General features: G+C 44.0%; 23 protein-coding genes. 10 read left to right on the top strand and 13 right to left on the bottom strand.

Annotation, left to right across the window (positions count from 1 at the left end):
* Positions 1 to 21: 21 nt before the first annotated feature.
* The gene (locus tag H4K34_RS02050; protein WP_210759177.1) at positions 22 to 828 is read left to right on the top strand and encodes a M48 family metallopeptidase; all 807 of its coding nucleotides are present in this window, start codon (positions 22 to 24) and stop codon (positions 826 to 828) included.
* Between the two features lie 3 nt (positions 829 to 831).
* Positions 832 to 1,491, top strand: coding sequence for a lysoplasmalogenase (locus H4K34_RS02045; protein WP_210759176.1), 660 nt, complete (start codon positions 832 to 834; stop codon positions 1,489 to 1,491).
* Here the strand turns inward: H4K34_RS02045 and priA are convergent.
* The 3 genes from priA to H4K34_RS02030 are packed head-to-tail and all read right to left on the bottom strand — an operon-like array spanning position 1,488 to position 5,451.
* Entirely contained in the window at positions 1,488 to 3,932 is a 2,445-nt protein-coding gene (gene priA, locus H4K34_RS02040) for a replication restart helicase PriA (RefSeq protein ID WP_210759175.1), read from the bottom strand. The two genes, H4K34_RS02045 and priA, sit on opposite strands and share 4 nt — an antisense overlap.
* Positions 3,933 to 3,935: 3 nt before the next feature.
* A complete protein-coding gene (locus tag H4K34_RS02035; RefSeq protein WP_210759174.1) occupies positions 3,936 to 5,096 on the bottom strand; it encodes a THUMP domain-containing class I SAM-dependent RNA methyltransferase in 1,161 nt (386 codons plus the stop codon).
* A gap of 1 nt (position 5,097) precedes the next feature.
* Complete coding sequence (locus H4K34_RS02030) at positions 5,098 to 5,451, bottom strand: hypothetical protein (protein WP_210759173.1); 354 nt, start codon at positions 5,449 to 5,451, stop codon at positions 5,098 to 5,100.
* A gap of 146 nt (positions 5,452 to 5,597) precedes the next feature.
* On the opposite strand from H4K34_RS02030, the gene H4K34_RS02025 reads away from it, so the two are divergent.
* Genes H4K34_RS02025 through H4K34_RS02015 form a run of 3 tightly spaced genes read left to right on the top strand, consistent with a single transcriptional unit; the run spans position 5,598 to position 9,927 of the window.
* The gene (locus H4K34_RS02025; RefSeq protein ID WP_210759172.1) at positions 5,598 to 7,373 is read left to right on the top strand and encodes a sodium:solute symporter family protein; all 1,776 of its coding nucleotides are present in this window, start codon (positions 5,598 to 5,600) and stop codon (positions 7,371 to 7,373) included.
* Between the two features lie 57 nt (positions 7,374 to 7,430).
* Entirely contained in the window at positions 7,431 to 8,225 is a 795-nt protein-coding gene (locus H4K34_RS02020; RefSeq protein WP_210759171.1) for a hypothetical protein, read from the top strand.
* Positions 8,215 to 9,927, top strand: coding sequence for a M14 family metallopeptidase (locus H4K34_RS02015; RefSeq protein WP_210759170.1), 1,713 nt, complete (start codon positions 8,215 to 8,217; stop codon positions 9,925 to 9,927). Before H4K34_RS02020 ends, H4K34_RS02015 begins: the two co-directional genes overlap by 11 nt.
* 36 nt (positions 9,928 to 9,963) lie before the next feature.
* On the opposite strand, the gene H4K34_RS02010 is transcribed toward H4K34_RS02015, so the two are convergent.
* The 4 genes from H4K34_RS02010 to H4K34_RS01995 form a co-directional block, all read right to left on the bottom strand.
* On the bottom strand, positions 9,964 to 11,127 hold the full coding sequence (locus H4K34_RS02010; protein ID WP_210759169.1) for an outer membrane beta-barrel protein: 1,164 nt from the start codon (positions 11,125 to 11,127) through the stop codon (positions 9,964 to 9,966).
* Positions 11,128 to 11,133: 6 nt separating this feature from the next.
* Positions 11,134 to 12,951 carry a hypothetical protein gene (locus tag H4K34_RS02005; RefSeq protein WP_210759168.1) on the bottom strand — a complete coding sequence of 606 codons (1,818 nt, stop codon included), beginning with the start codon at positions 12,949 to 12,951 and terminating at the stop codon, positions 11,134 to 11,136.
* Between the two features lie 151 nt (positions 12,952 to 13,102).
* Entirely contained in the window at positions 13,103 to 14,173 is a 1,071-nt protein-coding gene (locus H4K34_RS02000; RefSeq protein WP_210759167.1) for a WG repeat-containing protein, read from the bottom strand.
* 112 nt (positions 14,174 to 14,285) lie between these two features.
* Entirely contained in the window at positions 14,286 to 15,086 is an 801-nt protein-coding gene (locus H4K34_RS01995; protein ID WP_210759166.1) for a hypothetical protein, read from the bottom strand.
* A 133-nt stretch (positions 15,087 to 15,219) separates the two neighbouring features.
* On the opposite strand from H4K34_RS01995, the gene H4K34_RS01990 reads away from it, so the two are divergent.
* The 5 genes from H4K34_RS01990 to H4K34_RS01970 all read left to right on the top strand — a co-directional run bounded on the left by H4K34_RS01990 (position 15,220) and on the right by H4K34_RS01970 (position 19,121).
* Positions 15,220 to 16,050: a winged helix-turn-helix domain-containing protein gene (locus tag H4K34_RS01990; RefSeq protein ID WP_210759165.1), complete on the top strand. Its 831-nt coding sequence runs from the start codon at positions 15,220 to 15,222 to the stop codon at positions 16,048 to 16,050.
* A gap of 69 nt (positions 16,051 to 16,119) precedes the next feature.
* On the top strand, positions 16,120 to 16,905 hold the full coding sequence (locus H4K34_RS01985) for a sulfite exporter TauE/SafE family protein (RefSeq protein ID WP_210759164.1): 786 nt from the start codon (positions 16,120 to 16,122) through the stop codon (positions 16,903 to 16,905).
* Between the two features lies 1 nt (position 16,906).
* Complete coding sequence (locus tag H4K34_RS01980; protein ID WP_210759163.1) at positions 16,907 to 17,650, top strand: SAM-dependent methyltransferase; 744 nt, start codon at positions 16,907 to 16,909, stop codon at positions 17,648 to 17,650.
* Between the two features lie 17 nt (positions 17,651 to 17,667).
* The gene (locus H4K34_RS01975; protein WP_210759162.1) at positions 17,668 to 18,348 is read left to right on the top strand and encodes a ZIP family metal transporter; all 681 of its coding nucleotides are present in this window, start codon (positions 17,668 to 17,670) and stop codon (positions 18,346 to 18,348) included.
* Positions 18,349 to 18,488: 140 nt separating this feature from the next.
* The gene (locus tag H4K34_RS01970) at positions 18,489 to 19,121 is read left to right on the top strand and encodes a peroxiredoxin (protein ID WP_210759161.1); all 633 of its coding nucleotides are present in this window, start codon (positions 18,489 to 18,491) and stop codon (positions 19,119 to 19,121) included.
* A gap of 54 nt (positions 19,122 to 19,175) precedes the next feature.
* On the opposite strand, the gene H4K34_RS01965 is transcribed toward H4K34_RS01970, so the two are convergent.
* Genes H4K34_RS01965 through H4K34_RS01940 form a run of 6 tightly spaced genes read right to left on the bottom strand, consistent with a single transcriptional unit; the run spans position 19,176 to position 25,164 of the window.
* Entirely contained in the window at positions 19,176 to 20,246 is a 1,071-nt protein-coding gene (locus H4K34_RS01965; RefSeq protein ID WP_210759160.1) for a hypothetical protein, read from the bottom strand.
* A gap of 58 nt (positions 20,247 to 20,304) precedes the next feature.
* The gene (locus tag H4K34_RS01960) at positions 20,305 to 21,387 is read right to left on the bottom strand and encodes an endonuclease/exonuclease/phosphatase family protein (RefSeq protein WP_210759159.1); all 1,083 of its coding nucleotides are present in this window, start codon (positions 21,385 to 21,387) and stop codon (positions 20,305 to 20,307) included.
* A complete protein-coding gene (locus H4K34_RS01955; RefSeq protein ID WP_210759158.1) occupies positions 21,388 to 22,278 on the bottom strand; it encodes a rhomboid family intramembrane serine protease in 891 nt (296 codons plus the stop codon).
* Positions 22,275 to 23,012 (bottom strand): rhomboid family intramembrane serine protease, encoded by a 738-nt coding sequence (locus tag H4K34_RS01950; protein WP_210759157.1) that lies wholly within the window; start codon positions 23,010 to 23,012, stop codon positions 22,275 to 22,277. The genes H4K34_RS01955 and H4K34_RS01950 overlap by 4 nt, the downstream gene beginning before the upstream one ends.
* A complete protein-coding gene (gene mutL, locus H4K34_RS01945) occupies positions 23,012 to 24,877 on the bottom strand; it encodes a DNA mismatch repair endonuclease MutL (RefSeq protein ID WP_210759156.1) in 1,866 nt (621 codons plus the stop codon). Before mutL ends, H4K34_RS01950 begins: the two co-directional genes overlap by 1 nt.
* Positions 24,877 to 25,164, bottom strand: coding sequence for a hypothetical protein (locus tag H4K34_RS01940; RefSeq protein ID WP_210759155.1), 288 nt, complete (start codon positions 25,162 to 25,164; stop codon positions 24,877 to 24,879). Before H4K34_RS01940 ends, mutL begins: the two co-directional genes overlap by 1 nt.
* Between the last annotated feature and the right edge of the window lie 8 nt (positions 25,165 to 25,172).

The following is a 25,172-nucleotide window of genomic DNA, read 5'->3' as shown; positions in this document are numbered from 1 at the left end:
TTTGCGATCAAATTCCCAACCATGAGAAAGCTTGTTCTTACCGCATTGATTATTGCCCTTGGCGCTTGTAAAACCGTTCCCCTTACGGGCCGTAAACAAGTAGCTTTAATTCCCGGAGCTCAAATGAATGCCATGGCGGTAGATCAGTATCAGCAAGTACTATCTGAATCGAAAGTGATCAAAGGAACTCCTCAAGCTCAAATGGTAGAGCGGGTAGGCAGAAAGATTGCAGCAGCCGTTGAGCGTTATCTTACCCAAAAAGGTCATGCCGATATGGTGAAGGACTTTAAATGGGAGTTTGCCTTGATTGATGAGAATGTTGCTAATGCTTGGTGTATGCCTGGTGGAAAGGTGGCTTTCTATACCGGCATTATGGGAATTTGCCAGGATGAGGCCGGCATTGCAGTAGTTATGGGACATGAAATTGCTCATGCAGTAGCCAGCCATGGTTCGGAGCGTATGAGTCAGGGCCTTATTCAACAAATGGGGGGCGTAGCATTACAAGTGGCTATTAAAGACCAACCCGAGAAGACACAATCCTTATACATGACCGCCTACGGTATTGGTTCTCAATACGGAGCCATGTTGCCCTTTAGCCGTTTACACGAAAGTGAAGCCGATAAAATGGGTTTGGTATTTATGGGAATGGCGGGCTATGATCCTAGGGAAGCGCCTAAGTTTTGGGAGCGTATGGCAGCTCAGAGTGGCGGGAGTCAGCCCCCAGAGTTTATGTCTACTCACCCTTCTCACAGTACGCGTATCAAAGACCTGAATGCTAATATGGGCGAGGCCATGAAGTATTACTTGCAAACTCAGCAAGGTCAATAGTAGATGAAGGTACGCGACTTCATTAAGATTTACGGGGCGATAATGCTTTTTCATTTAGCGGTAGTATACCGTGGGGATGAAGGTCAAATGCTATGGTTGAGTAAACCTCTTATAGTAGGCACTTTATTATTCTTCACCTTTAGTAAGATCCGAGAAGGAAAGGCTTTCTTAATGCCATTAATTCCAGCTTTGGTATTTTCTCTTTTTGGAGATGTGGCTTTGATGTTTCAACAAAGTCCGGCCTTTTTAATTGGAATGGGCGCCTTTGCCCTGGCCCATATTTCCTACGGTTATTGGTATTTAAAGCAAGGCTCCGGTTTAAAATGGCAGGCCTTTATCATTGCCTTGCTCTTGTCTTTGGGAGCCATGTATCTACTATTGCAATTAGTGGTCCTGCCTGTAGAATTGAGCATCCCTATTTATGCCTACTTCGGACTTTTAAGCTTGCACTTCATTTTGAGTGCTATGGCCTGGCAGGCCCAGAAAATCAGCATTTGGCCCTTATTAGGAATCGCCCTTTTTATCTTTTCTGATTGGTGGATCGCCTGGTCGAAGTTTGGTGGTGGCTTAGATGAGCATTGGCATAATCGCTTCATTATTATGCTCACTTACGGTCTGGCTCAAGGCCTGATTCTTTTGGGGATTATTGCCAAAGAAGACTAAAGCGGATCCACATCGAAGATGATGCGCATGGGACTGCTTTTATGCTGCTGCTGAAAGGCATCAGTTCTTTCTGAAAGAGCCTGTTTTACGGCCTTTAAACTCAGTTTGGATTCCAGTTTTAAGAGAATCTCCATTTGGTACATTCCGCGTAAGCGATTAGCAAGAGGATATTCCGGTCCATAAACCCTGCGGCCAAATAAAGCTTTTAATTCCTGGCCATATAATACCGCTCGCTCTTCTAGAACCTCCTTTTTACGATGTTTTAAGCTAATGCGGATTAAGCGGTAAAAAGGAGGGTAATGATACTCCAGTCGCTCTTGCATTTCTCTTTCGTAGCCCGAGCGATAGCGATTGCCAATTACATCATGTATAACTTCATGGTCCGGACTGGAACTCTGGATAAGTACCAAGCCTCTTTCACCCTTACGACCCGCTCTTCCTGCCACTTGAGCCAACATCTGAAAGGCCTTTTCATGGGCGCGGAAATCAGGGAAGAAGATTTGGGAATCCGCATTCATGATACCTACCAAACCTACATTGCCAAAATCAAGGCCTTTGGTAACCATCTGGGTGCCCACTAAAATATCGGTATCTCCATCTTCAAAGCTTTGCAAGATGTTTTCATAAGCCTTTTTCTTGCGGGTGGTATCCAAATCCATGCGCTGAATTCGCGCTTCCGGGAACATCAACTGCAGCTCATCTTCCAGCTTTTCGGTACCAAATCCCAGGCTTCGCACCTGTTGACTTTTACAAGCCGGACAACTGCGAGGAGGAGGGGTATTATAGCCACAAACATGACAGCGTAATTGATGACGATGTTTGTGATAAGTAAGACTGATATCGCAATTGCGGCATTGCATCACATGGCCGCAGGTATCGCATTGTAAAAAGGTGGAAAAGCCCCGGCGATTCTGAAAAAGGATGATCTGCTTGCCCTTTTTCATTTGCCTTTCAATCTCATCCACTAATTCCGGTGCGAAATAGCCGCGCATCTGTTTGCGTTTGCGCAATTCCCGCAGGTTGAAAGGACGGATTTCAGGTAAGGCAATGGCGCCATAGCGCTCCTTCATTTCTACTAAATGGTACTTGCCTTTACGGGCATTGAAATAACTTTCGTAGGCTGGGGTAGCACTGCCCAATATCACATGCGCATTTTGTTGCTGAGCCAATACCAGGGCAGCATCGCGGGCGTGATAGCGAGGAGCGGGCTCATATTGCTTGTAGCTATTTTCATGCTCCTCATCTACAATCACCAATCCCAAATTTTGAAAGGGCAGGAATATGCTGCTGCGGGCCCCAATTACTAAAGCCGGCTTATCGCCCTTGCGGAAGAGTTTTAGCCAAGTTTCCACCCTTTCTCTATCGCTGTAGCGGGAATGGTAAACCAGTAAATCCTCACCAAAAAAGCGTTCCAGGCGCTGAATTAATTGGGTGGTAAGGGCGATCTCAGGAACCAGGTACAGTACTTGGCGACCTTGCTTTAAAACCTCGGCCATTAAATGCGTGTAGACCTCTGTTTTACCGGAAGAGGTTACTCCATGTAAAAGAATGGGCTGTTCCCAATGTTGAGTGATATCGTCAAAAGCCTTTTGCTGACTTTCACTTAAAGGGAATAATCCATTGGCACTGGGATCTTCGCTATGCTGATGCCGAAAAGGATCATCGTAAAAAATTTCCAGCAGGCCTTTGGCCTCCAGTGATTTTAAACTGCCGTCACTAGCTTTGCATCGCTTAAGCAGCATCGCGGCAGTTACTTCGCCTCTTTCATTTCGATATTGAAAAAAGCCCAATAATAGCTCTCTTTGCTTGGCGGCATTACCCAAGCCTTCGAAGGCGGCGCTAACATCATCTTCATTTAATTCCGGGCCAGCCTTTACCAATCGTGCTTGCCGCGGTTTATAGCCACCTTTAAGTTCCTCTTCCAATACCACATAGGCCTTGGAGAGCAATTCTTTTATGGTGAATAGAGGATTGGCAAAACCGGTAATCTCGGCGATTTCCTTAATGCTTAAGCGATCCTGTTGTTCCAGAGCTTCGACGATCAGATATTCAGCATCGCTCAATTCGGCATCAATAATTTCCTTAGCCAAATTGCGCTGAATCACCATTTCGCTTTCCAGCTTTAAACCTCCGGGCAGGGCAGCGTTCATTACTTCTCCTTCGCTGCAGAGATAGTATTGAGCCAGCCATTCCCAAAATTCAATTTGGGCTTCGGCAATAATGGGGGAGGCATCCTCAGCGTCTAAAATATCCTTGACTTCAAAGTCTTTGGGCTTGCGCTGATGGATTTCTTTTACCAGTCCGGTATAAAGTTTTCGTTTGCCGAGTGGTACGATTACTCGCATTCCTACTTTTACGATATCGCCTAAAGCTGAAGGGATGCGATAGGTATAATTCACTGGTAAGGCCAGTGGAAGTAAGATTTCGGCAAATTGCTCCATGAACTAGTCGCTCCCCTTTTTTGAACCTTCGTAGAGGTCGTAACGCACTAACCAACTGTCGAGCTTGGCGTTTTTAAGTGGAATCTTTTTGGTGGGCTTCAAGCCTAAATGTTTGAGGCCTTCCGCGGAAGCGGTAAATACCCAGGCCGTGCAGCCACTGAAATGTTGTTTTAAGCTATCGCCAATTCCCTTGTACAATTCGGGGATATCAGCTTCCAGTTTCAAATCGTAGGGTGGGTTCATGATCAAGGTGGTTCCTGGCGCTACCTTTTCATCTTCAGGCCAATTGAGGAAGTTGCGCTTTTGCACTTTGATCACATCTTCCATTAAGGCATTTTTCACGTTCCTACGTGCCTTTGCACCAATTTGAGGATCGATATCAAAGCCATAGATCGGAGGTAAATCGCGATTTTCCTTCTTCATGGAAGATTCGAAAATGGTATCGAAGAGTTCAGCGTCATAGTCCTTCCAATTTTGAAAGGAGAACTGCTTACGGAAAACATTCACCGGTACATTGGAAGCAAATAAAGCAGCCTCCGTTAAGAAAGTCCCGGATCCGCACATGGGGTCGAGTAGGGGGGCTTTACCTTGCCAATCCATTAGGGATAAAATTCCGGCGGCCAAAACTTCGCTCAATGGAGCTTTATCCACTTCTACACGATAGCCCCTTTTATGAAGGGATTCGCCACTGCTATCCAGAGAGAGCGTACAGAAGTGATTTTGGATATGCACATTTATGCGGATATCCGGATTTTTTAAGTCAACGGAAGGACGCTTGCCACTTTGATCGCGAAAACGATCTACAATGCCATCCTTGGTTTTTTGCGCTACAAAAAGGCTGTTGCGAAAACGATCGCTGTGCACGGTAGCATCAATAGCAATGGTTTTATCGCAATCGAAATATTTTTCCCAGGGGGTTTCATAAACCTTCTTGTAAAGGTTTTTCTCATCCCGCACCTGAAAACGATCTATCTGAACTAAAACTCGCAGGGCTGTACGCAGCCAGAGATTGCATTTAAAAACAAAGCCTAAATCTCCTTTGCAAACAATGCCACGACGCACTTCTTGAACCTCACGTCCACCTAATTGCCGAACCTCACGTGCCAACACGCGTTCCAGTCCAGGTAAGGTTTTAATGACGATTTGTAAATTGGAATCCTTCAAATTATTGAACGTCGAAAGTTGTTACTTCGAATTGGGCACCACCCATATCATCTACCACCGCTTCGGCAAATACAGACTCGCTTTGCGCTACTTCACCAGTGGACATTTCTAGGTATACGGTATCGTACCAAACCTTGTCTCGTAATTTGAAAGTGATAGAATAACCACGGCTGATCTTTGCGCCGGCCGAATCTTGAACGATCACACCATATACTACTTGATTATTCAGCTCTACTTCCATCTGCTCGTAATGGGGGTAGCTTTTAGAGTTCGCTGTAGACTCGCTTTCGCTGCTTTCTGAGTTATTTTGACAAGCTACCAAGGCAAGTAAGCCTAGTAATCCTAATTTTTTCATGTTCTCTTGGGAATTTTCTTCAAAGGTAAAGGATAATCGAAATTTAAAATTCTCCTTTTTCTGTTGATTAAGATTGGGGATATCTCGGCCTTTTCTGCCTAAAAGAGTCTCGCAATAATCCTTAGATTCGGCAATCAATTCCAAACATGACACATCTTAGTACGCTCGATTGGTGGGTAGTAGGCTTCTTTATGCTGCTCTTTGTTTTCTTAGGTCTGTATTTCCGAGGAAAGGCAGAAGGCGGATTAGCGGGCTTCTTTTTAGGTGGTAGGAAATTACCCTGGTATATCGCTGGGGTGTCTATGGTAGCCACCACTTTTGCGGCAGATACTCCTTTATGGGTTACAGAGAAAATTGCTCAGCATGGAATTTCGGGCAACTGGCTGTGGTGGAATATGGCCATTGGTGGAATGCTCACCACCTTTTTCTTTGCTCGCCTTTGGCGTAGAGCGGAGATTATCACCGAATTGGAATTGTTGGAATTAAGGTACTCCGGTCCGGTAGCTGTTTTCTTGCGTGGACTTCGTTCCGTTTATCTTGGCCTCTTTATGAATGTGGTAATAATCGGCTGGGTAAATGCTGCTCTCATTTCTATTCTGGAAGTGTTTTTTGAAATTCCGGCCCAAGAAGCATTTTGGTTCTGTATGGCGGCTATGGCCTTGGTGGCGGTATACTCATCTATCGCAGGCTTATTGGGAATTGCGATTACGGATTTTGTACAGTTCATCATTGCCATGTCGGGCAGCATTATTCTGGCTATAATTGTTTTAAACCTTCCCGAAGTAGGTGGATTAAGTGGGATTAAAAACCAATTACCGGCCTGGCGTTTGGACTTCTTTCCTCAGATTGGCAGTGGTAGTGATTTAGCGGTGGGTACCTTTTCCTTATCGGCAGGCGCCTTTTTCTCCTACATCGTTTTGCAGTGGTGGGCGAGTTGGTATCCTGGCAATGAGCCTGGCGGCGGCGGATATATTTCACAGAGAATGATGAGCGCTAAAAATGAGGAACATGCCGTGTATTCGAGTTTGTTCTTTCAAATTGCGCATTATTGTTTACGTCCTTGGCCCTGGATAATCGTAGGTCTGGCGGCATTAATTCTCTATCCGGATTTACCTTTGGAGGAGTCTCGAAAAGGCTTTGTTTTTGCGATGCGTGATTTCTTGCCTTCAGGATTAAAGGGCTTGCTTTTCGTAGGTTTTTTATCCGCCTATATGAGTACCATCTCTACCCAGTTAAATTGGGGGTCCAGCTATTTGACCAATGATTTATACCGTCGCTTTTTTAAGCCAGAAGCAAGCGATCAGCATTATGTGATGGCCGGTCGTATTATCACCTTACTTATCATGTTGGTGGCCATGTATTCTACCGCTCAAATCGGAATGATCGATGAGGCTGCTAGTTTCCTAATCGCTTCTGGTGCTGGTTTAGGAATGGTATTGATTTTACGCTGGTACTGGTGGCGTATTAATGCCTGGAGTGAATTGAGTGCAACCCTGGCACCACTTTTGGCCTGGGCCTTATTAAAGTTTCCGCTTAAAGCTTATTTGCCCGAATCCTTCTATCATCAGAACGGTGATTTTATTGCTACCGTGGTCTTTACAAGTCTGGTTTGGGTTCTGGTAACCTTTATCAGCAAACCCACAGATGCGAAGGTTTTAGAGAATTTCTACGCGCGTATTCGTCCTTCAGGATTTTGGAAGCCTTTCCGAAAGGAGGGGCAGAAGCATCAGGCTAGCGGAGCTTTATTTGGTGCCTGGCTATCGGGTGTAGTTTTAGTGTATTCGGCACTATTTGCGCTCGGATCCTTATTATTTGATGATGCAATAGAAAGTGCCGCCTGGCTGGTAGCCTTGCTGATATCTTTGGTATCGCTACGCTATTTTATGAAGAAAGGAGCATTGATTGACAAGAAGGCTTCTTAGAATTTGTGACCGTGGCTCAATGCGCAGTATCTTCGTGCGAGTCACAAAATCACAATCATGAAAATACTCCGCACCCTTAGTGTTTTAAGTCTTGCTTTGCTTTTAAATGGCTGTGGCAACTTGCGCATCAAGGCCTACCAAACTTATCAGGCACCAGCCGATGTAAAGAACCTCGTTGTTACGGGTTTCTATATAGCTCCTCCGCAATTACCTACTGTTCCTGCGGGTGATGCCGATGCCTTCAATAAAAAGGTAGAAGCTTTAAGTGAAAAGATCAATGCCAGTTTAGCAACCAATAGTGATCGCTACTACAATACCCTGGCAGAAGGTTTACAAATGCAGTTAAACCTGAATACTATCGCGGGTGCGGATATGGCTAAAAAGCCACGTTTCGATCGTGTTAAACAAAAGGAAGAGCGCGAGCTTTTAAAAGTGACGGGAAATCCCAAATTTCCTACCGTCTACTTAAGCGAAGAAGCAGTACAGTTTTTAGAATTGGAGAATGGTGATGTGAAGACTTTTATTGAAGAGAGTCCTCGTCTGCGATCTGCAGTTCGTAATGTTACCAAAGCGACCGAATGCGAATTGCTGGCCATTGGTTATGCACGTTTGGTTATTGATAAAGTAACTACTTATGGAGCCAAGGCAAACTTGCGTCTCCTGGCCGATATTTATCTTTTCGATGAGAAAGGAGAATTGGTTGGCCATACTTATGGTGAAACTGAGCCACACACTTTTACAGGAGAGTATCTAGGTGATTTTAATGATGTTTTAGCCAGCTATACCAGCCTGCAGGCCGAAATGCTCACCGCTCTTACTCTGGTTGAAGAAGAGAAGGTGGATGAGGATTAATCTATTCCTTTGGGTACTGATAGGTTGGGCCGGATCGCTTTCAGCTCAGCTACTTCCGGATAAGGATACCAATGAAGCCTGGACCTATCCCGAGCTCATTGAAGCCTATAAGGAATTGGATCAGCAGTATCTAAATGCACAATATTTGGAATTGGGCCAAACGGACTGTGGTCGGCCCTTATCCTTATTTCTCATCCAAAAAGAAGCTTTTAGTGAGGAGCAATCTTTAGCTCAATTAGCAGAAGGAAAGTTAGTTACCCTTATTAATAATGGTATTCATCCGGGCGAAAGCTGCGGTATGGATGCTAGTATTATGTGGGCCAATAACATGCTGGCTCTAGGTGGTCCGGATGAAGGACATTTAATAGCTATAATACCGGTTTACAATATCGGCGGAAGCCTCCAAGCTCGGCCGCATACCCGCGCAAATCAAAATGGACCGGAGTTACAAGGCTTTAGGGGTAATGCCCGCAATCTAGATCTCAATCGCGATTTTATTAAAGGCGATGCCCTTAATACCTTTTCCTTTTGGGCTCTATATCAGGCCTTAAAGCCTCATATTTTTGTGGATACCCATACCAGTAATGGGGCAGACTATCCTTATACCCTCACGCTTATTGCTAGCCAACAAGATAAATTAGCACCTTCCTTGGCTCAATTGCAGCAAGAGAAAATGCTACCCTATCTCTATACAGAAATGGCCAAATCCTGGCCTATGGTTCCTTATGTGAATGTATTTGGTCGTCCGCCTAATGATGGTTATGCGGCCTTTTTAGAAAGTCCACGTTATGCTAGTGGATATACGGCCCTTTTCCATAGCCTCGGTTTTATTACCGAAGCCCATATGTTTAAATCCTATCCGCAAAGGGTGCTTTCTACCTATCAGTTCCTGCAGCACCTGAATAGCTTTAGTGAAGCGCATCGAGCAGAAATATTGTTAGCCTTTAAGGAGGCGCAAAAATGGGAAAAGGAGAGCCTGAGTTTTCCGGTGGCTTGGGAACTGGATAGTACTCAAGTAGAACAACTGGATTTTAATGCCTTTGAATACAGCTATGAGCCCAGCGAATTAGGTGCGTATCGCCGATTAAGATACCATCGGGATCAGATTGAGGAACTGAAGATTCCGTATTATCCCCATTATAAGGCAGTGGAAGAAGCTTATGTTCCAAAATATTATGTGATCCCTCAGGCCTGGCGCGAAGTTATAAGTCGATTGCAATACCAAAATATTGAGATGCGGCCCCTGGCCCAGGATACCTTGATGGAAGTCCGATCTACTTACCTTCAAGAGTGGAATCATTCCGATGCACCTTATGAGGGGCATTTTCGCACCGAGGTAGAACAAGTAGAGGTGCGTACCGATAGTCGTCTTTTTTATGCCGGGGATTATTTGGTACCCGGTGATCAGATGCATCGGTATTTCTTAGCCTCTGTTCTAAGTCCAAAGTCGGTAGACTCTTATTTATCCTGGGGTTTCTTTGATATCATCTTCCAGCAAAAGGAATATTTTTCGCCTTATGTTTTTGAAGATAAGGCCATGGAAATGCTGAAACACCCTCTGATTAAAAGGGAATATGATCAATGGATGGCAGAGCATCAAGATTTGCAGGGCAATCCATGGGCAGTCTTGACCTTCTTCTACCAGCGCAGTGAATACTATGAAATGGAACACCTGCGCTATCCCATTGCAGAGATTTATTGATAAAAGAAAAGCCGGCACAAATTGCACCGGCTTTTTTTAATAAGATATTCGAACCCCAAGCTGAAACTGACTTATTGAAAAGCGTTCCCAATTGGGTCCTATGCTTACATCCGATCGTCGGTAAGAGCTCGCGCTGAGCATGGGACGGAAATAGGGGCTAATCAAAATGGGATAATCAGACACTTCAATATATCGCCATAAATAAGCCACTTCAAAGAGCATTCGAAATTGAGTGCTGCGGAACCATTCCGATTCCTTTAAATCCTGGAGGCTACCATAATTACGACTCCCATCAAGGTTTTCCTGGAAATTGATGGATTCGGACTTAAGGGTGAAAGAAGGGGCTAAACCCAGTGCTAATTGCCATTTATCAGCTAATCTATACTGAGCGCCAAAGATGAGGTCGAGCTGACTAAAGCTGTACTCATTGCCATTAATAAAGGTTTCTCCCAACCAGGGATCTGTAAATTCGGATTGGTACTCCAGTTGAGAGCTACTATAGCCCAATTCACTAAAGACCGAAACCTTGCTATTGATTTTATAAGATGCACCAATATAGAGGACCAAAGCTGTGCTCCCTTTCTTGGACCACTGTACATCAATTTCAGGTGGGAATTGCGAGGTATCGGAAAAGTGGAAATAATTGTAAACCATTCCTAACTGAAAGCGATAATCAAATCGGGATTGATCGGAATAGCGTCCAAAGCTTTGCTGCTCCCAAACCGCACTTAATTGATCATCAGTGTCTTCCCTTTCTTCCATTTGCATCTCGCTATTGGACTCACTCTCTAAATCATCAAATAGATTTAAGAAATAGTTGGAAAGCCCTAATTGCTCCAAATAATTGAAATAGCTATTGAGAGAATCCTGGGCCGTACTCTCATTAGCTTCTTCTAGGTGAAATCGATAGGCCTGACCGGCGAGATTCAGTTTTGAAAGAGCTTCCAGTCGCTTTTCAATTTCGGGTTTCAAGTCAGCTTGGGTACCCGGAGATTTGAAACTTTGTTGGAAAGCAAATTCCAGCTCGTCTAATTGACGGGTAAACTCAATATAGCGCATGGTTTTACGCGCATTGAGGCTATCGCCAGTTTCTATGCTTTCCTCTAACATTTGCTGAAGGCGGTAATCTTCATAGCCAATGTATTCGGTTTGTGACCATGAGAAGAAAGGAAGTACTAAAAAGAGTAGGGCTAGACGCATTGAATATTATTTGTAAAAGTCTAAAGAGCGCAAAAATCCAACATAGAGGTAGATGCTGCCATCATCATAATCTTCACCACCACGGTAAGCGTAGTTCACCTCGCCCGAAAAAGGATAATTGGGATAGAAGTGTAAGAAGAAGTTAAAGCTATGGTCCTTTTTATACTCAATAAAATAGCCCGGAATATAGTAGGTCTTCGTATAATCCAAGCCTTCTACATTAATGCGCTGTACTTTGATATCGTCGTTGGCTCCGGCAACATTTTCATAAATCACCCCAAGGCTTAAATGGCTGCGGGTAAAAGATCCCCAACTAAATCGTGCGCCATATTTAATATTGCCATAGGTGAGGTCGGTAAAGCCACTGCCAGACTCTTCAACCAAAAGCCAATAATCATTGGTTAAAGCGCGTCCACCAGCTTCATAGGCAAAGAGAAATTTAGCATTGGGAATTCCGGCGTGTACCTGACCACCATATTGGTAGGATGGGAAATTGAAGCTGTGGAAGAGAAGGCTGGTGCCGATGCCCATTCCACCAAAACCATAGCCACCAAAGTAGGGGGATTCAAAGCCGATTTTGGCTTTGAAATCGAAATTCAAAGGCCAAGCAAAGTCATAGTCGGTGTTATTGGAAGTACGCACTCCATCGTAGACTTCACTATTAAAATAGATGGGGTGTAGGAGGAAAGAGTAGCCGTATTCGGTGGAAGCATAGAAGCTGGGCTTATCGCGATAAACCTGATCAAAATCAACTACGCCCATATTCTTATAAATCTCACGACCTAAAACGGCTAGTAGAGTTACGGTTGTAGCCGCCGCCGCTGCTGCCGCTTGGGCATTTTTCTGGTTCTGTTGATTCTTCCATTGTGCATACTCCTGTCGTTTGCGGGCTTCTTCGGCAGCTTGGCGCTTTTGCCTTTCGTATTCCGCTTGTTTGCGAGCCACTTCCGCCGCTTTTCTTTGCTGTTCTGCCTGGGCGGTAGATTGTCTTTTATTGGCTGCACCCTGCTGAGAATTCGCACTGTTTCTGCGTGAGGCTTCTACATGCTCTTGATGCTGTTGTTGAATGCGGCGTTCTCTATCTAAACGAGAATTGCCGCTGCTCTGACTTTGGCTTTGACTGGAAGAACGGCTAGATGAGGATGAACCACTATTATAGGAACTGGAGGAAGTTGAGCCACTGCTTTTTTGCATGATGGAATTGGTCATGGAGCCAATTGGGTCGGAATCATTAGTAGTACTGCCAATGGAACCGGAGGAAGAAGAGGAACTGGAGGAGCTACCTGAAGAATTGCGGCCAGAACTTCCCGAGCCAAAGGATCCTGATCCACCAGAAGAACTTCCCGAGCCACTGGAAGAGAAAGAACTGCTTTGTCCGGCAGGCACCACTTTATCAATCACAATATTTCCACTGTTCTTTCGGGTTTCACAAAAGTAAATCCGTACTCGCTTTCCGGGTTTTACATTATTGGCTACCCGATTTTTTTGATGTTTCCCGGGTGTTATCGGATTGTCTTTAGAGTCGATCCATTCCCCTTCAAAATGATAATACACATCCACTGCTTCGTCACAGAGATTAGTGATATAGGAAGTCGCAGCAGATTGATGGTTATCATAAAGTCCATTTCCCAAACAAGAATTTCGATAGGAAGTACCTTCTTGTTTTATGCAATTCATATACGAATTGGTGGGCTTCCCATTAATGGTTTGCGCCTGCTGAAATTGAGGAAGGAGAAATAGTAAAAGGAGAAATGGAAAACGAAAATTCCGGTCGATCGGAATAAGGAATGCTAGGACTGTATTGGTCTGGTAGAGTTTCGGCATACCTGATTGGCTTGGTTAAAGCCCCAAGATATCCGAATCCATTTTTAAGGGAGCCGATCTTAGTCACATTAGCGGATTAAATGACTTGAACAACGGGTTTTTGTACATAAATGACAATCTGTGAAGTGCCACTAATCCTTCATTTCAGAATTTACTGCTGGTAATAGGGATAGGGCAAAGCCTCGAAGGAATCGTATTTAAGTTCGGTTTTTAGCTCTCCATTTTGCCAATCGATCCAGGCCCATTTACCATTTTTCTGAACCGCCAAAACTGGAGTTCCGTCTTCTTTAGTAGCTCGTTGATAGTCGTCGTATTCGCAGGGGATGCTTTGTTTTCCTTCCTCCATGCCCGACCAAGATGAAAGGTAAAAGCCCACCTTGGCATTTTTGAAAACAGCGGTATAGTCACCATTCCAGGGAAAGAAGCGTAAGGAGTCATAGGCTTGAGGAATCAACGTTTGATATTGAGAATCCCAGCCTTGGAACATGCCCCATAATCCGCTTTCGGCAGAGCGACCGATAAATACTCCATCGCCATTGATATAGTCCATTTGGATGCAGTCAATGCGCCATTCGCTATTGGCCTGATTGAAATCCTGCAACAGAAACAAACTTTGATTTTGAAGATCAGATTTATCCAAGGTACAGGGCAATTCCGAAGGATGCTCATAATTCAGTTCCACCACTTGAACCTGTCGATACCAGTCGTACCAGCCCCATTTATCGCCTTGCGAAACCGCAACGAGAGTGCCGCTTTGATACTCCCAATCAATTTCCCGAAACAGGTCTTTGGCGTCTACATAGGCCCATTCTTCACTATTGCCATAGCGATAGAGGATTCCCCTTTTGCGTTTGGAGTGTACCAAGGCCGTTTCCAATTCTTGTCCCATCAAGTCATCAATTCTGGCATATAGGTCTTGATCTACTACTTTAAAGGGATCAATTTTTCGATAGGCATTTTTAATTGCCGGACGACAAGCAATCAAAGAGCTACTGTCCATTCCGGATTGATCATAGTCGATTTCCCAGTCGAGGTGAAAAATGCTTTGATGGTGCCTGGACTTTTCAAGTACTGCTAATTGAGATGTGCTGTAATATCCACTATCCAGAATTCGAATGAGTTTATAACCTTCTAAATTTTCCATCCCTCTTAAAGCTGAGCTTTGGGATTGAGCCTGCAGGCTAAAGGCGATTAGTCCTAAAAAGAATGTTCGGTGGGTCATGAGAAAATAACGAAGGGACCTCGAAATAAATTTCAAGGTCCCTGATACATGCCTTTGTTCTACGCAGAGTAATGAATGTCTAAAAGGCCTAATTCTCTAATTGTGAATCAATTTAGCAACCTGGCAGAGCATAAGAGAGCACTAATTCTTGCTCAACCGCCTGGCCATTCATATCGCGTGCTACTTCCCAATCGCCTGGTAAATTGTCCAAGAGGTCTAACATTTTGGCATCCAATTCAGCACTTTTACAACTGGTACCCACTTTGGCTTTCGTAATCACGCCGTCTACCCCGATGGTGAAATAGATTTTAGCCGCAAAGAGATCCTCTTCATTTAAGGTGCTGGTAATCGGGAGTGCACCTTCCCGGATGTATTGAATGAAGGCTCTTTTACCGTCCTTATAATAGGCTTGAGACTCAGGCACTAGGGTATAATGAGGTGTACTATAATTATAAGAGAGATTGGTAGTGTCTACCGTAAGGGCTTCCAGAAAATCGGCTCGCAGTCGGAAATTGGTGGAATAAGGGGCATTGTGAAGCCAGGCGATTTGCGCTTCACTTAGTTCAGGTCCATCGGCAAGTAAACGTTCATCTGCTATTTGCTCAGAAACCACTGCGGCCAATTCCAAAGATTGATAGCGGCGCAGCTTTTGGATATCCGCGGCATCAGCAAAATCAGAGAATTGCTTAGCTTCTAGTAATTCCGATCTTTTGATGGGTCTAAAGCGGGTATCTAAATCAAAGAAGAAACCTTCATTTTTTTGAAAGAAGAGGTCTGCTTGCACATGAGAGTTGGCATTGGCTTGGCTTTTAGGTGCAAGCTTGGGTTCGGTATCAGAGCTTGAGGTATTGAGATAGGCATAGGACGCTAGCCCTAAGGATAAACCTGCGAGAATTAATTTGTACTTCAACATTTTCATGGTTTTAGAATTAGATGGAAACCAAATGTAGCAGCAGCTTGATATTCAATTAGTAAAGTCAATGTAAATTAGTGTAAAACTTCGGTAAAGCCTTTTGGGAGCTTGGCTTTTGGGGTATTTTTGAAAGATGCAATTGCGCTTGTTTCATACTATTCTGGGATTGTTTTTTTCCATTTTGCTTTCAGCGAAAGGGGAGGCCGCACATTATCAGGTGGCCGTTCGGCAGATGGGGCATCATATCCTCAGTGATTTTGGAGATATCAATTCGCGGGTGATGCCTGTGGAGCAAGAAGGTGACCTATTCATTTTAAAATTTGAGAAGCCCTTTTCATTTGAACCTCTGCGCTTGGTAGATCGCATCGAAGAAACTGTAATCCAAGCCAAGCTTTCGGAATATTATCAGGTGGCGCTTATCAATGAAGCTACTGGGGAGGTAGTTTACAGTTTTGAGCACAGCCCTGACAGTCTTTCGAATATCATTCCTTGTTTAGGTAGAGATCAACCCACAGCAAAGTACCGACTACAGATTCGCTTTCCGGATTTTCAAGAAGAGGAATCGGCTGAATTCCCCCTTTGGTTAATGGCGATTTTTATAGTGGGACCCATTGTCTTATTGCTAATGTATCCGCGTAAGAAGAATATAGAAGCCGAACCCCTATCGGAAGATAGCATTCAGTTGGGAGCTTATACTTATTCGCCTACTAAAGCCCAGCTTAGTTTTAAGGATCAAAAGCAAGAATTAACCGGCAAGGAAGGAGAATTGCTTTTGCGTTTGTATCAGGATATTAATCAAACCGTAAAGCGGGAAGACTTGCTGGAAGCAGTATGGGGAGATGAAGGCGATTATGTGGGGCGTACTTTGGATGTGTTCATTTCGCGCCTGCGTAAGAAGCTGGAAGAGGACCCCTCAGTGAAGATTGTAAATATTCGAGGGGTCGGTTATAAATTGATATCCTGAGCTCCAATCTTATCATTAAGTAAAACTATATAAACCTAAATTTCCATTCCCTCAAGCTACCTTTGCCACATGAATGAGTGGTGGTACTATCCTCTATTATTTGGTGGTGGCTTTTTAGCCGGAATTATCAATACTCTGGCCGGAAATGGCTCTGCGATTACCCTGAGTTTACTGATTTTAAGTGGGATGCCAGCGAATGTGGCCAATGGTACCAATCGGATTGGAGCGTTGGTTCAAACCATTACGGCGGTGCTGAGTTTACGTCGTTCGCCGCGAACACTTTTTCTTTTTAAGGATAGCGCCTGGTTTTTAGTGCCAGCTGTTATTGGCTCGGTGCTCGGTGCCTTTTTAGCGGTAGATGTAGATCCGGTAGTGCTTAAGCGCATCATCGGTTTAATTATGCTCCTGCTTTTGGGGACAATGGTTTATAAGCCCGGAAAATGGGCTCGGCCCACCGATACCAGTAAATCACATAAAACCGTATTGAACTGGATTTTGATTTTTGCGGTAGCGGTTTACGGTGGCTTCTTGCAAATGGGTATTGGGATAATGCTCTTATCACTCTTGGTTTTGGTTGCGCATTACAGCTTGAGAGACGCCAATATTATTAAGCTGGTTTTAGCCTTTTTATTTGTCCTTCCGGCCTTCGTGGTTTTTGTATGGAACGGTCATTTAGAGTGGGTGCCAGGCTTGCTCTTAGCAGTAGGTCAGGGCTTAGGAGCCTGGATCGGGGCGCGCTATATCTTATTCCTTCCGAAAGCCAATGCCATTGTGCGCTATACTCTAATTGTGATCTTGATAATATCTTCTGTTTCTTTGCTGGGTATTGTGGACGCTATCCGCAGTCTCTTTTAAAATGAGCAAGCAAACACCAAATTCCTGGTATGAACAGTGGTTCAATACCCGCTTTTATCATATGCTGTATCAGCATCGTGATGAGCAAGAAGCCCAGGATTTTATTGATATTCTTTTTAGCCGACTGCAACCTCAAAGCGATTGGCATATTTTAGACTTGGCCTGTGGCCGAGGTCGCCATGCCCGCTACATTCATCAAAAGGGAATGGAGGTAACTGGATTAGATTTAGCCGATGCCAATATTGAGTTTGCCGCTCAATATCTGGAGGATAAGCTACATTTTCAGGTGGCCGATATGCGACAGGATTTAGGAACTAAGCGTTTCGACCTTATCCTAAACCTTTTTACCAGCTTTGGTTATTTTGATCAGTGGGAAGAGAACCTGAAAGCCATGCAAAGGATCAAGCAGGCTTTGAAGCCCGGCGCTTTATTGCTAATCGATTTCTTAAATGTGGAAAAGGTTTGTGAAGACCTAATTCCCTCCGAGCAAAGGAATATTGAAGGACATGAGTTTCAGATCGAAAGAAGAATTGAAGGAGGTAAAATTGTGAAGGAGATCTTTTTAAAGGAGCCGGATGGCAAGAAACATCGTTTTAAGGAAGAGGTTTGGGCCTTGTCTTTACAAGAGTTTCAGGCGCTTTTCCGCGAAAGCGGCCTCCAAATACTCGATATTTTTGGTTCTTATAATTTGGCGAACTTTGAAGCCCGACAATCGGAGCGTTTAATATTGCTGGCGCAAGCATGATGACTTATCTTTTATTAATGTCTACGGTCCTGCTAGGGGCCCTTTTAGGACGATGGCTGCGTAAATCCAGCAAATTGTCTATCAAGTTTCTTTTAATATTCAGTGGAGCCTATCTCTTAGGAATTGGTGTTTTTCACCTTTTACCTGAAGTTTATGAAGAGCACAGTCACCATTATGGTTTAGTGATAATGGCGGGCTTTTTTACTCAGCTCTTACTTGAGGGCATGAGTAAAGGCCTGGAGCATGGGCATAGCCACAGTGAGCTTTTTCAGAATAAAGGTTTACCGATGGGCGTAATGCTGGGCTTGTTTTTACATGCCTTAATTGAGAGTATTCCCATTGGCAGTCATATGAATGATTTAAGTCGGGATGCCCTTTTTTGGGGACTGATTGTACATAAGCTTCCCGTGAGCATAATTCTCTACAATATGCTCTGTGAGTTTAGTGGCAAATGGTATATCGTAGGACTTTGGTTGCTGAGCTTTGCTTTGATGGCTCCATTGGGGGTGATCATCGGCGATTTCTTCCCCTTATTTGCTGAGCATAGCGCTGAAATGACCGCCTATGTATTCGGGATTTTCCTACATATCAGTACCACGATTCTTTTCGAAGGAAACCAGTCGCATCGTTTTAATTTCCTGAAGTATGGCGTAATTTTGTTGGCCCTTGGAATTGCCTGGTTATCCGTTTCACATTAGTATTTCTGAAGCTTCATAGAAAAGATTGAACAGGCAGGATTGAAGAGGCCGGATGATAAGCCTACATTTGCATTGGCTATCAAAATAAAATTCAAATAGCTTTTATAAATATAATATACTAACAACCTAAAAATCAAAACATGGGAGTATTAGTAGGCAAGAAAGCCCCATCTTTTAAAGCCGCAGCTGTAATCAATGGCGAGGAGATCATCGAAGATTTCAGCCTCGACCAATACAAAGGCAAGAACTATGTAATCTTGTTCTTCTATCCTAAAGACTTCACCTTTGTTTGTCCTACCGAATTACATGCTTTCCAGGCTCGTTTGGAGGATTTCAAAAAATTAGGTGTTGAAGTGGTTGCCGTTTCTACCGATACTGAGCAGTCTCACTGGGGTTGGTTACAGCTTTCTAAAGATCACGGTGGTATCCAAGGAGTTACTTATCCAGTAGTAGCCGATACCAACAAAACTATTTCGGCTAACTACGATGTATTAGCTGGAAACTATTACTACGATGAGAATGATGAGATGCAAGCCGAAGGCGAAATGGTTGCATACCGTGGTTTGTTCTTAATCGACAAAGAAGGTACCGTTCGTCATCAAGTAGTAAATGATATGCCATTAGGCCGTAGTGTAGATGAAGCTATGCGTATGGTTAAAGCTTTACAATTCTTCGAAGACAAAGGAGAAGTTTGTCCTGCTAACTGGGATGAAGGTAAAGAAGGTATGAAAGACACTCACGAAGGAGTAGCTGATTACTTGAGCAAAAACTAAGATTGATTCTTATAAGTTCTGAGCCCCGCGCCTTTTGGTTGCGGGGCTTTTATTTTAGAAGCTGAAATAAAGGCTAGCTGCGAGCATATGTCCGGCTAGGGCGCTGCGCAGTTCATCATTGCCATTATAGTCGGTAAGATGATATTGAGCTGCTAATCCAATGCGGCGAGTGCCATGTAGGCGATTGGAATAATCAAGGCCAACTGAGGGATAAAAACTTCCAATGCCAATAGGGTTTTCCTGATCCAGCTCTTCATCATAATTGGAAAGGTCGGTGCTAAAGCTATTGAAACCAAAACCAGCACCAAAGCGCAAGCGACTTCTTCGTGAGTTAAGCACGGCATATTGCAAATAGGCTTCGATGTGGAAGAGGATTTCCAGATCACTTACCGTTTGATTGCCATCTTCCACAAAGCGTAAATAGGCTTTTTGCTCGCTGGCCGCAAATCCGGTTTGGAGGCTGAAACCAAATTTTTCGGTCTGGTAATCCATAAAAAGGGAAGCCCCATGCATGGCACCCAAGTTTTCCTTTAAATCTTGATTGAGGTAAAAGTAGTTATAGGCCAGTCCAAAGCTAATGTCTTCTGGTTGTGCCTCATCCTTAACCAATTGACTTAGCTTTTCAAATTCAGGATCCTCATAAGATTCCTTTTTCATCATCTGGTCATAGACCTCCTGCATATCCTCAGCCGCTAATATTTCGAGCACCTTCCTTTCATATTTGGGCCATTCCCGACTGTAAAGCAATTGCCAGGCCTCGCCTTTAGACCATTCCAAATGCTTTTGCAGTTCGGAACTGAGGTAGGAATCACCTTCCAGGTTTTTGAAATAAACCCGCCAATATTCTAAGGGAATAAGGGTGTCTAGTTTGCCTTGATATTTGAGATCATGTAATAATCGGGAGCGAATGCTCGCTTCGGTAGTACCGCAGAATAGTTCCCAGCGATTGATCAGAGAATCACTTTGTTTTTCGCTTAAGGTACCGGTGGCCTGTGCTTTAATAATTTCAGCTTCAGTTTCCCAGCAAATACTATTGACCGATTGAAAGAGATCCGAAAAGGAATTATTCTGCCCGAATGCTAGGAATGATAAACTAAGGAGAAGGAAAGTAAACCGAAATTTCATTGCTTGAGTTTAGGCAAAATGAATATCAGAATTCATTCCAAATTTCCTAATTCTAAATTTAGCGCCAACTAAATTCAGCTTCCACCGGATAATGGTCGCTAAGCTTTTGCTGGTATACCTTATAGGAATGGCAGCGCAGATCTTTATCTCGATACAAAATATGGTCTATTCTAAAGGGTAAAGGACCGCGATTAAAGGTGCGCACCCATCCTTCACCAGCGCTTACATAGGAATCTTGAAGATGCTCGTGTAATTTGTGGAAAGTATAGGAACTGGGAGGATCATTAAAATCGCCACCCACAATTATAGGACCTTCATGAGCTTGGAAAACGGAATCTAAAAACTCAACTTGATAGGCGCGTCGTTCGAAAGCACGGTTTAGGCTTCCGCCGATACGATACATGCGTTTTTGAAACTCCTCATTGCTTTCTTCACTTTGCTGCCCCAGGTTTTCATAATCATCACCAGCCAGGCCAACCGAATAAAGGTGCAAGTTATAGACCCTTAATCTGCGTCCTTGCCATTCTACATCCACCCAGAGGGCCTTGCCTTTTGCTATAGCGCCTTCGGGAGCCGGGAGGGGATAAAAACCTTTATCCAGGATGGGAAGACGAGAATAGATTACCTGCCCGGTTTTCCCCACCTTATCTTGAAACTCAAAATAAACATAGGGCATATCCGGATTTAAAGGATTTTCCAGACGGTAGTATTCTTGCATCAGCACAATGTCTGGCTGCTCATCTTCTATTAATTGCTCAATGCGTCGAGGAATGTCTTCTTCAGGAAGCCATTGAAAGCGGTTGAGATTATGCACATTAAAGGTCATCACCTTTAAGGCTTCTCCAGAGGCCACCACTTGCTTACTGCCTCCAAATTGATAAACCAATGGAATTTGTTTGTAGCCCACGGCAATGGCCACAATGGGAAGAATAATTTTAGTTTTTAGGCGCAGGGCCCACCAAATGGCAAAGAGAATATTGGCCACCAATAAATAGGGATAAGCCAGGCCTAAGAAGGAAAACCAGGTGAAAACTCGTGGACTGATATAATTGCTCAGATAGGAGCAAAGCAGCGCAAAGGCTGCGATGGTATTGAGTACATAAAGAAATCCGTCAAAGAAGTTCTTACGTTTTGCAGCCATTTAATCCTTTCCGAATTTGAAGAGATGATCTTTTTCGTCCTTACTCAGGCTATCGTAACCACTTCGGTTAATCTTTTCCAAAATATGGTTGAGCCTCTCTTCATCACCCCGTTTCCCGGAAGATTTTGGGGACGAAGTGCTTTTACTGTTTCCTTTAGAGTATACTTTACGAAGCTTGGGTTTGGGTTTAAAAAGGTTCGCCAGTCGATCCAAAAGGCTGGATAAACCAGCGGTAAGGTCGCGACCGCTACCATAGGATTTGGCCATAAAATAACCAAAGGCCGCACCGGCAATATGAGCTAAATGTCCTCCGGCATTATTGCCTTCACCTAAAGCAATCAGATCCATAAGCAGGGCAAAGGCCGCCACTCCCCATAAGGGAATACTTAAGATTAGAATACGGATGGGGTAACGAGGATTGTAAATGGCAATTCCAAAAACCACCGCCATTACACCGGCGGAGGCACCACGGTTGGTACTCTCGGCTACAGCCTGAGCGAATACCGGGAAGATATTGTAGCTGAGTACATAAAAAGCACCACCAATAAGGCCTCCTAATAAATAGGTGGCAATTAATCGTCGGCCGCCAAAGTATTCGAGAAAGATGCGACCAAAGAGGTAAAGCCAGATAAGGTTAGAGAAGATATGCCAGAAACCCTGATGCAGGAACATATAGGTGATCAAGGTCCAGGGGCGGGTGGCGAGGGTACCCAAATCAGAGGGCAAGGCCATGAAGCTGATAAAAAGCCCGGAGATATTAATCTGAAATAGGAAGCTTAAAACATTGAGGATCAAATAGAGGATAAATACCGCTAAATTGATCATGATCAATTGGTTTAATGCGCCGCCACTTCGGTATTGATATTTTATTTGATCCCAGGCTGAATTCATCTCATTAAGGTACCGTTTTTCTTTTTCCAGTATTGCAAAATTAGGAAACCAATTACCATCCCGCCCAAATGAGCAAAGTGTGCAATATTATCGGCAGGATTGTATTGAAGGCCTCGGCTTAATTCTAAAAGGCCATAACCGATCACCAAATATTTTGCTTTAATGGGAGCGGGGAAGAAAATGAAATAGATAGGCTGATTGGGAAGCACCATCCCAAAAGCTAAGAGTATTCCGAAGACCGCTCCAGAAGCGCCAATTGTAGAGCCGTGTATTACCCCAAAGGCTTTGGAGATATCAGCCATACTTTCATTTGTGATTAAGGAAAGAGCATCAATGTCTCCGCGGAGGATTAATTCAATTGTGGAATTTGAAAGTTCGGCGGTGGCGGAAGTATACTGCCAATATTCAACTCCCAAATTAAAAAAGGATGCACCTATCCCGGTTAAAAGGTAATAAAGTAGAAAGCGTGGTCCACCCCAAATTTGCTCCAGCGCACTTCCAAACATGTATAGTGCAAACATGTTGAAGAATAAGTGGGTAAGACCACCATGCATGAAAATACTGGTTACAAACTGGAAGGGTTGAAAATCGGGAGATAAAGGATAATGTAAGGCTAAATAGTTGGTTACAGGAAAGTTGGTTGTACTTTCTATAACCACTGTACCTAAGTAAAAAAGGCCATTTAAGATGATCAAATTCTTGATTACATCTGGCAAAAGGTTAAAACGCAGCATTAAGTAAATGTTTTATCCAAATCGTTCAGGGCCAGGTTAATGATGGTGGGGCGACCTTCAGGACTAATATAAGGTGAAGAGCAGCCAAAGAGTTCATCAACCAAATGCGCCATGGCCTGAGGTTCAAGAACGGTGCCTACTTTTAAAGCTGCCACTTTGGCCATTTCGGCCGCCATTTTTTCTTGCAGCTCCTCCTTACTATGGCTATTGTAATCTTTTGCTTCCTCTAATAGTTGATGTAAAATCTGATCCAGATCGGGGTTCTCTAAAAAGAGGGGAATACCATGTACGATCAGTTCCTTCTGCCCAAATTCATCCAAATCAAAACCCATTTCCCTTAAGGTGGGTAAAAGCTCTTTAATTTGACTAAAGTCACCGGCACTAAAACTTACCTGCACTGGAAAGAGTAATTGCTGGGCCGCTACCTGCTGATTAGCCAAGGAAGCCATCATTTTCTCGAAGATGATTCTTTGGTGGGCTCTGGCCTGATGGATGAGCATTAATCCTTCTCCATGAGCCTTTAAAAGGTATTTTCTACCTACCTGAATATAGGCAACCTTATTTAGACCTTCTGCTGGAATCAGTTCACTTTGTTCTGCTTCTTCCGGAATTTCCGGAATTTGGCTCAACAAGGATTCCCACTGCTGACTCTCTCGGGAGGTAGGCCGAGGATTGCTGTATCCACTTCCTCCAAAAGAGCTGGAACCAGAGTTGGAACTTAAAGCACTTGATCCAGAACGGGCTGAGCTATCCGGCTTTTTATCGAAAGGATTGAAATTAGGGTCGATATAAATACCCGGAGCCTCCACATTTTTATGCGTCGGGGGAGGAGGGGCATATTGCTGATCATGCTCAAAGTCGAGGCTTGGAGCAATATTATACTGACCTAAGGAATGTTTTACCGCCGTGCGAATAATACTGTGAATCACCCTTTCATCCTCAAACTTAATTTCCGTTTTCGTGGGGTGAATATTTACATCAATGCGGGCCGGATCCAGCTCCATAAAAAGGAAGTAGCTAGGATGGCTGTCATCTAGCAATAATCCTTCAAAGGCCTTTTGCACTGCCTTATGGAGATAAGGATTTCGGATATAGCGATGATTTACAAAGAAGAATTGCTCACCCCGACTTTTCTTGGCAAATTCGGGTTTACCTACAAAGCCTTCTAGTTTTACTAATTCGGTATCCTCACTTACGGGCACCAGCTTTTCATTGTAACGCTTACCAAAGATGTTTACAATCCTTTGGCGCAGGGTACTGGGCTCTAAATGAAAGAGCTCCGAATTATTATGCTCAAAGCTGAAGGCCACTTCAGGGTGGGCCATGGCCACTCTTTCGAATTCATCAATTATATGACGTAATTCTACTTGATTGGATTTAAGGAAATTCCGTCGTGCAGGAATATTATAAAAGAGGTTTTGCACCTTAATGGTGGTCCCTTCCGGGCATTGGCAAAACTCCTGAGATTCAATTTCGTTGGCAGCTACTTTAAGTTCAGTGCCTAGCTCACTACCTCTTAAGCGAGTGCGCATATTTAATTTGGCCACCGCCGCAATGGAAGCGAGGGCCTCACCACGAAAGCCTTTGGTAAGGATGCTGAAGATATCTTCCGCTTTTTGAATCTTGGAAGTGGCATGACGCTCCAAGGCCATCCGGGCATCGGTTTCGCTCATTCCCTTTCCATTATCACTTACCTGGATTAGGGTTTTTCCACTTTCGCTAACGACCAAATGCACTTCCGAGGCATCGGCATCGACACTGTTTTCGAGCAGCTCTTTAACCACTGATGCAGGGCGCTGCACCACTTCACCAGCGGCAATTTGGTTGGCTACATTATCGGGCAGAAGCCTGATGATATCTGCCATTAATTCATGATTAAATAGTAGGTGAGGGCCGCAAGGCCTACAATGATATACAGCAATTTACGATTGGAAGAGCTCACATTAGATTGACGTCCGCTTTTCCAATTCTGCGCCATCTCATCTCTCAGCATACTGGCTCTGCGTTCGGGCTTGGGACCTTCTTCGGTACCGTGGTACTTCTGACGTAGATTGTCGATACGCTCTTTGGATTCACTGTAATAGCGAGGTTGGAATTCGAAAGATTTGTGCTTGTTCTGACGAATGAAACTGGGCAATTTTGGAGCTTCCATAGGGCTGA

Source organism: Croceimicrobium hydrocarbonivorans, assembly GCF_014524565.1.
Lineage (GTDB): Bacteria > Bacteroidota > Bacteroidia > Flavobacteriales > Schleiferiaceae > Croceimicrobium > Croceimicrobium hydrocarbonivorans.
The sequence above is the reverse complement of the archived record's forward strand: the minus strand, read 5'-3'. Positions and strand labels throughout refer to the sequence as shown.

What these genes read in the sequence shown, in the direction of transcription:
- H4K34_RS02050 (WP_210759177.1), top strand. Translation starts at nt 22, where the DNA reads ATGAGAAAGCTTGTTCTTACCGCATTGATTATTGCCCTTGGCGCTTGT.
- H4K34_RS02045 (WP_210759176.1), top strand. Translation starts at nt 832, where the DNA reads ATGAAGGTACGCGACTTCATTAAGATTTACGGGGCGATAATGCTTTTT.
- priA (WP_210759175.1), bottom strand. Translation starts at nt 3,932, where the DNA reads ATGGAGCAATTTGCCGAAATCTTACTTCCACTGGCCTTACCAGTGAAT.
- H4K34_RS02030 (WP_210759173.1), bottom strand. Translation starts at nt 5,451, where the DNA reads ATGAAAAAATTAGGATTACTAGGCTTACTTGCCTTGGTAGCTTGTCAA.
- H4K34_RS02025 (WP_210759172.1), top strand. Translation starts at nt 5,598, where the DNA reads ATGACACATCTTAGTACGCTCGATTGGTGGGTAGTAGGCTTCTTTATG.
- H4K34_RS02020 (WP_210759171.1), top strand. Translation starts at nt 7,431, where the DNA reads ATGAAAATACTCCGCACCCTTAGTGTTTTAAGTCTTGCTTTGCTTTTA.
- H4K34_RS02015 (WP_210759170.1), top strand. Translation starts at nt 8,215, where the DNA reads ATGAGGATTAATCTATTCCTTTGGGTACTGATAGGTTGGGCCGGATCG.
- H4K34_RS02010 (WP_210759169.1), bottom strand. Translation starts at nt 11,127, where the DNA reads ATGCGTCTAGCCCTACTCTTTTTAGTACTTCCTTTCTTCTCATGGTCA.
- H4K34_RS02005 (WP_210759168.1), bottom strand. Translation starts at nt 12,951, where the DNA reads ATGCCGAAACTCTACCAGACCAATACAGTCCTAGCATTCCTTATTCCG.
- H4K34_RS02000 (WP_210759167.1), bottom strand. Translation starts at nt 14,173, where the DNA reads ATGACCCACCGAACATTCTTTTTAGGACTAATCGCCTTTAGCCTGCAG.
- H4K34_RS01995 (WP_210759166.1), bottom strand. Translation starts at nt 15,086, where the DNA reads ATGTTGAAGTACAAATTAATTCTCGCAGGTTTATCCTTAGGGCTAGCG.
- H4K34_RS01990 (WP_210759165.1), top strand. Translation starts at nt 15,220, where the DNA reads ATGCAATTGCGCTTGTTTCATACTATTCTGGGATTGTTTTTTTCCATT.
- H4K34_RS01985 (WP_210759164.1), top strand. Translation starts at nt 16,120, where the DNA reads ATGAATGAGTGGTGGTACTATCCTCTATTATTTGGTGGTGGCTTTTTA.
- H4K34_RS01980 (WP_210759163.1), top strand. Translation starts at nt 16,907, where the DNA reads ATGAGCAAGCAAACACCAAATTCCTGGTATGAACAGTGGTTCAATACC.
- H4K34_RS01975 (WP_210759162.1), top strand. Translation starts at nt 17,668, where the DNA reads ATGTCTACGGTCCTGCTAGGGGCCCTTTTAGGACGATGGCTGCGTAAA.
- H4K34_RS01970 (WP_210759161.1), top strand. Translation starts at nt 18,489, where the DNA reads ATGGGAGTATTAGTAGGCAAGAAAGCCCCATCTTTTAAAGCCGCAGCT.
- H4K34_RS01965 (WP_210759160.1), bottom strand. Translation starts at nt 20,246, where the DNA reads ATGAAATTTCGGTTTACTTTCCTTCTCCTTAGTTTATCATTCCTAGCA.
- H4K34_RS01960 (WP_210759159.1), bottom strand. Translation starts at nt 21,387, where the DNA reads ATGGCTGCAAAACGTAAGAACTTCTTTGACGGATTTCTTTATGTACTC.
- H4K34_RS01955 (WP_210759158.1), bottom strand. Translation starts at nt 22,278, where the DNA reads ATGAATTCAGCCTGGGATCAAATAAAATATCAATACCGAAGTGGCGGC.
- H4K34_RS01950 (WP_210759157.1), bottom strand. Translation starts at nt 23,012, where the DNA reads ATGCTGCGTTTTAACCTTTTGCCAGATGTAATCAAGAATTTGATCATC.
- mutL (WP_210759156.1), bottom strand. Translation starts at nt 24,877, where the DNA reads ATGGCAGATATCATCAGGCTTCTGCCCGATAATGTAGCCAACCAAATT.
- H4K34_RS01940 (WP_210759155.1), bottom strand. Translation starts at nt 25,164, where the DNA reads ATGGAAGCTCCAAAATTGCCCAGTTTCATTCGTCAGAACAAGCACAAA.